We start from the raw sequence: 9,867 nt of genomic DNA, 5'->3' as shown, positions 1-9,867 counted from the left end.
AGCAGGCGATCGCAAAAGTCGCGGCCAGGCATGTGATCGGCGAGGTGCCGCGTCCGCCCGGCTGGAGCGGCTGGCGCATCGCGCCCTTGCAGTTCGAATTCTGGCACGACCGTCCGTTCCGCCTGCACGACCGTATCGAATTTCGCCGCGACGCACCCGATCAGCCCTGGTCCAAGACGCGGCTTTATCCCTGATGTCCACAGCCTGAAAGACCGAGATGCCGAATTCCGCCAACACCCCACGGCGCACGCTGCTTCTGACCGGCGCCAGCCGCGGCATCGGGCATGCGACCGTGATACGCTTTTCCTCGGCCGGCTGGCGCGTCATCACCTGTTCGCGGCATCCCTTCCCGGAAGATTGCCCGTGGGACGCCGGCCCCGAGGACCACATCCAGGTCGACCTCGCCGACCACGCCGACACCACCCGCGCAATCGCGGAAATCCGCGAGCGGCTGGAAGGCGGCGCGCTGCATGCCCTGGTCAACAACGCCGCGATTTCGCCGAAGGCTGCCGGAGGCGGCCGGCTCGGCTCGATCGACACCGACATCGAAACCTGGAGCCACGTGTTCCGGGTCAACTTCTTTGCGCCGATCATGATGGCGCGCGGGCTGATCGAGGAATTGAAGGCGGCGAAGGGTTCGGTGGTCAACGTCACCTCGATCGCGGGCGGCCGCGTGCATCCGTTCGCGGGCGCGGCCTATGCCACCTCGAAGGCGGCGCTGGCCTCGCTGACCCGCGAGATGGCCTCGGATTTCGGCCGCCACGGCGTGCGCGTCAACGCGATCGCGCCGGGCGAGATCGATACCTCGATCCTGTCGCCGGGCACCGAGAAGATCGTCGCCGAGCAGATCCCGCTGCATCGTCTGGGCACGCCGGACGAAGTCGCCAAGATCATCTATGTGCTGTGCACGGAGACGAGTTCCTACGTCAACGGCGCCGAGATCCACATCAACGGCGGGCAACACGTGTAGGCCATCGTCATTCCGGGGCGATGCGGAGCATCGAACCCGGAATCTCGGGATTCCGGGTTCGCGTCTTCGACGCGCCCCGGAATGAGAACAACCTCACACCAGCCCGCGCAAAATCTGCGCGGCCTGCCAGCGCAGGCTGGCCTCGATGTTGAAGGCGCTGGAGCACTCGTCCTCGCGCTCGCCGTCGGCAAGCGCCGCGCCGCAATGCCGGCACAGCCGCGGCGACATCGCGGCCGCCCTGACCCCGCGGTTTCGCTGGTAGAACGCGAGATCGACGACGTTCTTGCCTGAAATTATGAATTTCTCAACCATTGCAGTCCTCGCCGCGTGAGCCAGCGTTATCGCAGAAAGACTTCGCTCAATCGTTCAGCGCACCGCTCAAATTTTAGGAGAGGAATTGAGGAGGACAGCAAGGATGCCGTCATGGCCGGGCAGAAGCGCGAAGCGCGTCTTCGCCCTAGACGTCCCGGCCATCCACGTCTTTAAACCGCAACGAAAGAAAGCAAGACGTGGATCACCGGGACAAGCCCGGTGATGACGCCGAATTTGTTGTGCCGCGTCGGCCCGCTCTGGCTACAGCCACTTCTTCCACTTGAAATACATGTAGGGCCCGGCCGCTGCGAACACCATTGCGATCACGGCGAACAAATAGCCGTGTTCCCATTCCAGCTCCGGCATCATTTTGAAATTCATGCCGTAGATCGAGGCGATCAGAGTCGGCGGCATCAGCACCACCGCCATCACCGAGAACAGCTTGATGATGTTGTTCTGCTCGAGATTGACGACGCCGAGCATGGCGTCGAGCACGAAGGTGATCTTGTTGGAGAGGTAGCTCGCGTGGTCGGTCAGCGAGGTGACGTCGCGCTGCATGGTTTTGAGCTGCTCGCGCATGTCCTTGGACCATTTGACGCCGTCGACGGCGGCCGCCACGAAGGTCACCACCCGCCCAATCGAGACCAGGCTTTCCCGCACTTTCGAGGTCAAGTCGCCCTTGCGCCCGATCGCGATCAGGATGTCGGAATAGCGCTTGGCGTGGCCGGTGCGCGCCGCCCCCTCGGGTTCGAAAATGCTGTGGCTGATGTTGTCCATGTCGCTGCCGGCCCGCTCCAGGATGTCGGCGTTGCGGTCGATCACGGCATCCAGAAGCTCCATCAGCACCATCTCGCCGGTGATGCCGGCAGGACAAGCGCGCGCCAGCTTGTTCTCGACCAGGACGAACGGTTTTGGCTCGTCATAGCGCACCGTCACCAGCCGATGACTGGCAAGGACGAAGGTCACCGCGGTGGTGCGCGGATTCTCGGTGTCGGCCGCACACATCAAGGTCGCGGTCATGTAGCGCGCGCCGTTTTCGATATAGAGACGCGAGGAAATTTCGATCTCCTGCATGTCCTCCCGGGTCGGCACCGCGATCCCGGCGAGTCGCTCCACCGCCCTGTCCTCCGGCGCGGTCGGCTTCACCAGATCGATCCAGACCGCGGCCTCCGGCAGCGCGTCGAGATCGGTAACGGCCGCTTTCTTCAGGGAGGCTTCGGCAGGCACGAAAACCGACAACATGGCGACTCCGGAACAAGGCGGGCGGCGCTTACCCAACAGGACTTGGCTCCATTCTGGCAAGCGCTTGATGACTGACTATTAACCCCGGCGCGATATTTGTGGCGGCTGGGTGGCTTTGGCATGGCCCTGATTTGGCGAAGGCAACCATTTGCCCAAAAATGAGACGGCCGCGAGATAACTTGAGGTAAAAAAGACACAGCCGGGCTCCCGCAGCGCGGAATAGGCATCTAAGGTCTGGAATTATGACCAATTTCGGCGATAATGGCGGCAATGGAGTCGTAGCGTTCGGGACGCAGGGTTGGTGCGCGAGCGTAAGGCTTTCGATTGGAAGTAAAACATGTCGTTCAAAGTAAAACTGGCAATCCTGGCGTCCACCCTGCTGCTTTCGGGCTGCATGGAGACGACCTATGAGGCGACCAATACTGCCGCCTTCAAGCCGCACGACAAGGAATTGCTGGCCAAGATCCGCTACACCAACGTGCCGGTCGCCGAGCCGTTCCGCAGGGCCATCGTCGAGTATCACCGCAAGGAAGCGCCCGGTTCGATCATGGTCGATTCCGACAATCATTATCTTTATTACGTCCTCAACGACGGCAAGGCGATCCGTTACGGCATCACCGTCGGCGAGGAAGCCATGGCGTGGTCCGGCGTCGCCAAGATCGGCAGCATGACCGAGTGGCCGCCCTGGCACCCGACCAAGGGCGAAATCGAGCGGCTCGGCGTGCCCTCTTTCGTACCGCCGGGACCGGACAATCCAATGGGTTCGCGCGCGATGTACCTCTATTCGGGCAACAAGGACACGCTGTTCCGGATACACGGCACCAACCAGCCGGAATATATCGGCGCTTCGATCTCTTCCGGCTGCATCCGGATGACCAACGAGGACGTGATCGATTTGTACAACCGGGTGAAGCTGGGCACCATCGTGGTGGTGCTGGAGCCGCATCATGGCGACTCACCGTTTAACTCGCAGATGGCGTTGCAGGGTGGCGGCAACTCGGTGCAGTAGCCGGCCTCTTAGCATGAATTCAAAAAGCGCCGGTTTTGCCGGCGCTTTTTTTTGGCGAATAGCGAATGGCGAGTAGGGAATAGTAAAGCACGGCGGCCGAACCTTCTTTCGCTACTCGCTACTCGCCATTCGCTACTCACCCTTCTTGGCAACCTCGCGCGGCGGGGCTTCGTCCGGCCGTATCGCCGGCAATAACGGCGCGACCTGCGGCAGCGGGTCCCACACGTTCCACTGGCAGATCTTGTAATTGTTGTGGCGCTCCATCAGGTCGAGATGGATGTGGTCCTCATGATACCAGTCCGAGCCCGGTCCCAGCACGGTCATGAACCGCGCGCACACCGAATGCAGCACGGTTTCGCGCAACTCCCGCGACACCGTGCGGTCGGTGAGCCCGATCGACCGGCCGTCGGCGAGCTTGATCGCGCGCACGTCGAGCGCGTTGGCCCGGCCATGTTCGGATAGATGCGCGCCAGCAACCCGGTTGAATCCGCGGCATTCATAGGAGTCGAAATTGTCGAGCACGACGGGCTCGGTGCCGAGGCCGGCGGCAAGGCTCGTCACGTCGGTGCGGATCCAGTCGGCGATGGCCGAGGCCATCGCGCAGCGCAAGGTCGCCGGCGGAGTCACCGCGACCTTGTGCTTGTCCGGCAGCACCACAGCCTCCAGCCGCACCAGGTCCTCGCCGCCGCAGCCACCGGGGCCGTGGATGTCGGCCATGCTGGGGGCGATGGCGATCTCCTCGGTCAGCGCCATCCGGCAGGCCGAGGGCTGCGGCGCGGACGCGGGCTGTTCGGCCGGCCTCTCGGTCTGGGGAGGGTTTTGTGTTGCCGTCGCCGGCTGTTCCGGCTCGGCCGCCGGGGCCTCGGCCGGGCGAGGTTTCGGCAATGGCACCACTGCTGGAAGCAGGGACCCGCGCAGCCTGGGCGTTCGCACCCCGAACAGGTCGCCCCACGGCGCCGGGTCCCGCCGCGCCGCCGCAGCCGGGTCGGCCAGCGTGCAGAACATCAGGAGCGCCGCGGCAAGGGTAACCATTGGCCATTCGCCGCAGCGAAAGCCGCCACAAGGCCATTTGCGGCGTGCTTTCTCCGCGCTAAAGTTCATGGCAATTCCGTGAAGACCCGCGGCAAGCGACAACACATTTCTGGAGGAGCGTTCGTATGCTTGGATTGATGCAAGACTGGCCTTTGCTGTGTCATCGGATCATCGAGCACGCGGCGAGATATCACGGCACCCAGGAGGTCGTGACGCGATCGGTCGAAGGCCCTATCGTCCGCACCAATTACGCCGAAATTCACAAGCGCGCACTGAAAGTATCGCAGATGCTGCAGCGCGACGGCATCAAGCTCGGCGACCGCGTCGCCACCATTGCCTGGAACACCTGGCGCCACCTGGAATGCTGGTACGGCATCATGGGCATCGGCGCCATCTGCCATACGGTCAATCCGCGCCTGTTCCCGGAACAGATCGCCTGGATCGTCAACCACGCCGGCGACCGCGTGGTGATGGTAGACACCACCTTCGTGCCGATCCTGGAGAAGCTCGCCGACAAGCTGCCGAGCGTCGAGCGCTACATCGTGCTGACCGACAAGGCGCATATGCCGCAGACCACGCTGAAGAACGCGGTCGCCTATGAGGAATGGCTGGCGCAGGCCGACGGCCAATTCGAGTGGCAGGATTTTGACGAAAATACCGCCGCCGCCATGTGCTACACCTCAGGGACCACGGGCGACCCCAAGGGCGTGCTCTATTCGCACCGCTCCAACGTCATTCACTCGTTCATGGCGAATGCCAAGGACGCGCTCGGGACCTCGGCCAGCGACGTCATGCTGCCGGTGGTGCCGCTGTTCCACGCCAACAGCTGGGGGATTGCGTTCTCGGCGCCGGCGATGGGCACCAAGCTGATCATGCCCGGAATGAAGCTCGACGGCCCCTCCGTCTACGAACTGCTCGACACCGAGAAGGTCACCCATACCGCGGGCGTGCCGACGGTATGGCTGATGCTACTCAACCACATGGCCGCCAACAATCTGAAACTGCCCAAGCTCGAATTCGTCGTCTGCGGCGGCTCTGCCATGCCGCGCTCGATGATCAAGGCGTTCGTCGACATGGGCGTCACCGTACGCCATGCTTGGGGCATGACCGAGATGAGCCCGCTCGGCACGCTGGCCGCGCTGAAGCCGCCATTCGCCGATCTCGAGGGCGACGCGCGGCTCGACATCCTGCAGACCCAGGGCTTCCCGCCCTATGGCGTGCAGATGAAGATCACCGACGATGCCGGCAAGGAGCTGCCGTGGGACGGCAAGACTTTTGGCCGGCTCAAGGTTTCCGGCCCCGCGGTCGCCAAGGCCTATTTCCGCGTCGATACCAACATCCTCGACGACGACGGCTATTTCGACACCGGCGACGTCGCCACCATCGACAGCAACGGCTACATGCGGATCACCGACCGCTCCAAGGACGTGATCAAGTCAGGCGGCGAGTGGATTTCCTCGATCGACCTGGAAAACCTCGCGGTCGGCCACCCGGCGGTGGCCGAAGCCGCCGTGATCGGCGTCTATCATCCGAAATGGGACGAGCGCCCGCTGCTGATCGTGCAGCTCAAGGCCGGCCAGAACGCCAGCCGCGAGGACATCCTGAAATATATGGACGGCAAGATCGCGAAGTGGTGGATGCCCGACGACGTCGTATTCGTCGACAGCATCCCACACACCGCCACCGGCAAGATCCTGAAGACCGCGCTGCGCGACACTTTCAAGGCCTATCGTTTCCCGAACGCGGCGGCGTGAGGGCGAAGGCGCGTCCATCCCTCCCTCACGGGAGGGATGGACGGCTTGCAGCTTGCCAACAATCCCCGATTAGAATTGCAAGCGCGCGCCCTGCAGCAAACGGGGCACGCGCTGCCTGTCTTGAGACCTACCTTCAGACCTGCCTTGGGATGGGCGTATTTTCCGGCATAAACGGCTTCACAGGGGGTCGAAAAATGCGCTAGGTCACCTGCGCGCCGGATCGTCCGCCGGAGCATATTCCGCCGACCAAATCCATATTGGAACATTTCAAGGATGGCCCGCAGGTTTTCCGCTCCCTATCAGTCGGAACCCGTGTCCGGCCTTGCCTCATGGGCGCGCAATCTCGCGGTATTCTCAGTGATCGCGGTCGTGGTCTCGATCATCATCGTCCGCTTCGGCTTCCTGGAGATGAAACCGGCGCTGGCGACCTTCTTCGGGGCGCTCGCCTGTGCCGGGCTTTCGATCCTGGTCGGGTTTGCCGCGTTTGCCGCGATCTGGCAGAACGGCTCGCGCGGCATGAGCCGCATCCTGCTGGCGTTCCTGATCGACGCGGTGGTGCTGGCCTACCCCGCCTATCTCGGCCTGCAATACCGCAGGCTGCCGCCGATCCACGACATCACCACCGATCCGATCGACCCGCCGAAATTCGAGGCCCTGGCGCGGCTGCGCACCGGCGAGGGCACCAACACCGCTGTTTATGCCGGGCTCTATTCGGCCGAACAGCAGCGGCTCTATTATCCTGACATCGAGACGGTGGAACTCGATGTGAGCGCGCAGCGCGCCTTCGACATCACCCTGGGCCTCGTCAACAAGCGCAAATGGCTGGTGATCGACGAGCGCGCTCCCTTAGCCCCGCGCCGCCTCGGCCGCATCGAGGCGGTGGCGCGCACCCCGATCATGGGCTTCCGCGAGGACGTCTCGATCCGCGTCACCGCCGACGGCGACGGATCGCGCGTCGATATCCGCTCGGCATCACGCTATTTCGAGAGCGATCTCGGCAGCAACGCCGCGCGTATCTCGAGACTGATCGACGACATCAACACCGCCGCCGACGACACCAACCTCAAGCCGGTCAAGAAGCCGGTCGTGCCGGTGAAGCCGTCGCCGAAGGTGGTGAAGAAGTGAGAAGCGAGGCGAATGGCGAGTAGCGAATAGCGAATAGAAAAGTCAGCGACGGGCTCTTCCCCACTCGCTACTCACCATTCGCTATTCGCCACTCGCCAAACGATACATCCCCCCGATCACCGGATCGCCATCGGTCGCCACGATGCCGCGCGCGACCAGGTCTTCCAGATGCGCCAGCACGGAATAGCCGGCGGCGTTCATCAGCCGCGGGTCGATGCCGATATAGATGGCGCGCACCATGGTCGGGATATCGGTCTCGCCCTTGGCGAGGCGATGCAGGATCGAGGCTTCGCGGGCCTGGCGGTGGCGGATCAGGAAGCGGACATAGCGCGGTCCATCCGGGATTTCCGGCCCATGGCCGGAGAAATACAGCTGCTCCTCGCGCTGCGCCAACCGCTCGAGCGACGCCATGTAGTCGATCATCGATCCGTCGGGAGGTGCGACGATCGAGGTCGACCAGCCCATCACATGATCGCCGACGAAACTTATCTTTCGCTCCGGCCAGGCGAAGGCGAGATGATTGGCGGTGTGGCCCGGCGTCGCCACCGCCTCGAGCTTCCAGCCATCGCCCGCGATGGTTTCGCCATTCCTGACCTGAACGTCCGGCCTGAAATCGCGGTCGGCACCGGATTCCGGATTGTGCTTCTCGCTCTCGAAGCGGGGCCGCGAGGCGCGATGCGGACCTTCCGCATAGACGGTGGCGCCGGTCGCGGCCTTGATCCTTGCGGTGTTCGGCGAATGGTCGCGATGGGTGTGGGTGACCAGGATATGGGTCACGGTCTCGCCGCGCACCGCATCCAGCAGGGCTGCGGCGTGTTCCTCGCTATCGGGACCGGGATCGATGATCGCGACCTTGCCCTTGCCCACGATGTAACTGACCGTGCCGGTGAAGGTGAACGGGCTCGGATTGTCGGAGAGCACGCGCCGCACGCCGGGCACGACTTGCTCGGCTACACCGGGTTTCAGCGGAAAATTGCGATTGAAGGGGACATCGTCGTTGTCGGCCATTGCTATTTCACCCGTAGCTCAAGTCCGTCATGCCCGGCCCTGTGCCGGGCATCCACGTCTTTCTTTTTAGCAGCCAAGACGTGGATGGCCGGGACAAGCCCGGCCATGACGAAACTTGGAGGCAACGCCGCTCCTCACGCGTTGGCGCTGGAGCGTAGTCTACGAAAACGCCTGGATGCCGGTGATGGCGCGGCCGAGAATAAGAGCGTGGACGTCGTGGGTGCCTTCATAGGTGTTGACGGTTTCCAGGTTCGCGGTGTGGCGCATCACGTGGTACTCGATCTGGATACCGTTGCCGCCGTGCATATCACGCGCCACCCGCGCGATGTCGAGCGCCTTGCCGCAATTGTTGCGCTTGACGATGGAGATCATCTCCGGCGCCATCTTGCCCTCGTCCATCAGCCGGCCGACGCGCAGTGAAGCTTGAAGTCCGAGCGCGATGTCGGTCTGCATGTCCGCAAGCTTCTTCTGCACCAGCTGCGTTGCCGCCAAAGGCCGGTTGAACTGCTTGCGGTCGAGCGTGTATTGCCGCGCGCGGTGCATGCAGTCCTCGGCCGCTCCCATCGCGCCCCAGGAAATGCCGTAGCGGGCGCGGTTGAGGCAGCCGAACGGGCCCTTCAGGCCGGACACATTGGGCAATAGCGCGCTCTCCGGCACCTCGACGCCCTCCATCACCACTTCACCGGTGACGGAGGCGCGAAGCGACAGCTTGCCGCCGATCTTCGGCGCGGAAAGACCTTTCATGCCTTTTTCCAGGATGAAGCCGCGGATCTGGTTGTTGTGCTCGGCCGATTTCGCCCAGATCACGAACACGTCGGCGATCGGCGCGTTGGAGATCCACATCTTGGTGCCGGTCAGCCGGTAGCCGTCCGAGGTCTTCTCGGCACGGGTCTTCATGCCGCCGGGATCGGAGCCGGCATCCGGCTCGGTCAGGCCGAAGCAGCCGACCCATTCGCCGGTGGCGAGTTTCGGCAGGTATTTCTTGCGCTGGTTCTCGTCGCCATAGGCGTAGATCGGATGCATCACCAGCGAGGACTGCACCGAATTCATCGAGCGATAGCCGGAATCCACCCGCTCGATCTCGCGCGCCACCAGGCCATAGGCGACATAGCTCGCATTGGCGCAGCCATACTCCTCCGGCAGCGTGATGCCGATCAGGCCAAGCTCGCCCATCTCGTGGAAAATGTCGCGGTCGACCTTCTCTTCCAGATAGGCCTTGACGATGCGCGGCATCAGCTTGTCCTGTGCATAGGCGCGCGCGGTGTCGCGGATCATCCGCTCGTCCTCGGTGAGCTGCTCGTCGAGCATGAACGGATCGTCCCACTGGAAATTCACCGCCGACGGCTTGTCCTTGGTCTGAGGGCGCAGGCTCATGAAAATTCCTTTCGCGTCATTGTATTTATTTTAGAGCGATA

Annotated in this window: 10 protein-coding genes; 5 read left to right on the top strand and 5 right to left on the bottom strand. The window is 63.2% G+C overall.

From position 1 onward, the window contains the following. Both VK804_RS02020 and VK804_RS02015 read left to right on the top strand, forming a co-directional pair. On the top strand, positions 1-194 hold a 194-nt coding region (locus tag VK804_RS02020), incomplete at its 5' end, for a pyridoxine 5'-phosphate oxidase C-terminal domain-containing protein (RefSeq protein ID WP_325367265.1). Between the two features lie 23 nt (positions 195-217). Then, a complete protein-coding gene (locus VK804_RS02015) occupies positions 218-970 on the top strand; it encodes an SDR family oxidoreductase (RefSeq protein ID WP_325367263.1) in 753 nt (250 codons plus the stop codon). Between the two features lie 93 nt (positions 971-1,063). Here the strand turns inward: VK804_RS02015 and VK804_RS02010 are convergent, their stop codons facing one another. Continuing rightward, the gene (locus tag VK804_RS02010) at positions 1,064-1,282 is read right to left on the bottom strand and encodes a hypothetical protein (RefSeq protein ID WP_325367261.1); all 219 of its coding nucleotides are present in this window, start codon (positions 1,280-1,282) and stop codon (positions 1,064-1,066) included. 261 nt (positions 1,283-1,543) lie between these two features. Beyond that, a complete protein-coding gene (locus VK804_RS02005) occupies positions 1,544-2,524 on the bottom strand; it encodes a magnesium transporter CorA family protein (protein ID WP_325367259.1) in 981 nt (326 codons plus the stop codon). Positions 2,525-2,861: 337 nt separating this feature from the next. Between VK804_RS02005 and VK804_RS02000 the strand changes: the two genes are divergently transcribed. After that, positions 2,862-3,533: a L,D-transpeptidase gene (locus tag VK804_RS02000; RefSeq protein ID WP_325367257.1), complete on the top strand. Its 672-nt coding sequence runs from the start codon at positions 2,862-2,864 to the stop codon at positions 3,531-3,533. 132 nt (positions 3,534-3,665) lie between these two features. Here VK804_RS02000 and VK804_RS01995 read toward each other — a convergent pair whose 3' ends face one another. Beyond that, positions 3,666-4,634, bottom strand: coding sequence for an extensin family protein (locus VK804_RS01995; protein WP_325367255.1), 969 nt, complete (start codon positions 4,632-4,634; stop codon positions 3,666-3,668). Positions 4,635-4,690: 56 nt separating this feature from the next. Here VK804_RS01995 and VK804_RS01990 point away from each other — a divergent pair, with 56 nt between their 5' ends. Then, the gene (locus VK804_RS01990) at positions 4,691-6,319 is read left to right on the top strand and encodes a fatty-acid--CoA ligase (protein WP_325367253.1); all 1,629 of its coding nucleotides are present in this window, start codon (positions 4,691-4,693) and stop codon (positions 6,317-6,319) included. A gap of 273 nt (positions 6,320-6,592) precedes the next feature. Next, the gene (locus VK804_RS01985) at positions 6,593-7,444 is read left to right on the top strand and encodes a DUF1499 domain-containing protein (protein WP_325367251.1); all 852 of its coding nucleotides are present in this window, start codon (positions 6,593-6,595) and stop codon (positions 7,442-7,444) included. A gap of 81 nt (positions 7,445-7,525) precedes the next feature. On the opposite strand, the gene VK804_RS01980 is transcribed toward VK804_RS01985, so the two are convergent. After that, on the bottom strand, positions 7,526-8,452 hold the full coding sequence (locus VK804_RS01980) for an MBL fold metallo-hydrolase (protein WP_325367249.1): 927 nt from the start codon (positions 8,450-8,452) through the stop codon (positions 7,526-7,528). A gap of 159 nt (positions 8,453-8,611) precedes the next feature. Next, positions 8,612-9,826, bottom strand: a complete 1,215-nt coding sequence (locus VK804_RS01975; RefSeq protein WP_325367247.1) for an acyl-CoA dehydrogenase — start codon at positions 9,824-9,826, stop codon at positions 8,612-8,614. Positions 9,827-9,867 lie beyond the last annotated feature (41 nt).

It is taken from the genome of Bradyrhizobium sp. (genome assembly GCF_035484855.1).
GTDB lineage: Bacteria > Pseudomonadota > Alphaproteobacteria > Rhizobiales > Xanthobacteraceae > Bradyrhizobium.
The sequence above is the reverse complement of the archived record's forward strand: the minus strand, read 5'-3'. Positions and strand labels throughout refer to the sequence as shown.

Coding starts and splice junctions, on each gene's coding strand:
- VK804_RS02015 (WP_325367263.1), top strand. CDS start 218: ATGCCGAATTCCGCCAACACCCCACGGCGCACGCTGCTTCTGACCGGC.
- VK804_RS02010 (WP_325367261.1), bottom strand. CDS start 1,282: ATGGTTGAGAAATTCATAATTTCAGGCAAGAACGTCGTCGATCTCGCG.
- VK804_RS02005 (WP_325367259.1), bottom strand. CDS start 2,524: ATGTTGTCGGTTTTCGTGCCTGCCGAAGCCTCCCTGAAGAAAGCGGCC.
- VK804_RS02000 (WP_325367257.1), top strand. CDS start 2,862: ATGTCGTTCAAAGTAAAACTGGCAATCCTGGCGTCCACCCTGCTGCTT.
- VK804_RS01995 (WP_325367255.1), bottom strand. CDS start 4,634: ATGAACTTTAGCGCGGAGAAAGCACGCCGCAAATGGCCTTGTGGCGGC.
- VK804_RS01990 (WP_325367253.1), top strand. CDS start 4,691: ATGCTTGGATTGATGCAAGACTGGCCTTTGCTGTGTCATCGGATCATC.
- VK804_RS01985 (WP_325367251.1), top strand. CDS start 6,593: ATGGCCCGCAGGTTTTCCGCTCCCTATCAGTCGGAACCCGTGTCCGGC.
- VK804_RS01980 (WP_325367249.1), bottom strand. CDS start 8,452: ATGGCCGACAACGACGATGTCCCCTTCAATCGCAATTTTCCGCTGAAA.
- VK804_RS01975 (WP_325367247.1), bottom strand. CDS start 9,826: ATGAGCCTGCGCCCTCAGACCAAGGACAAGCCGTCGGCGGTGAATTTC.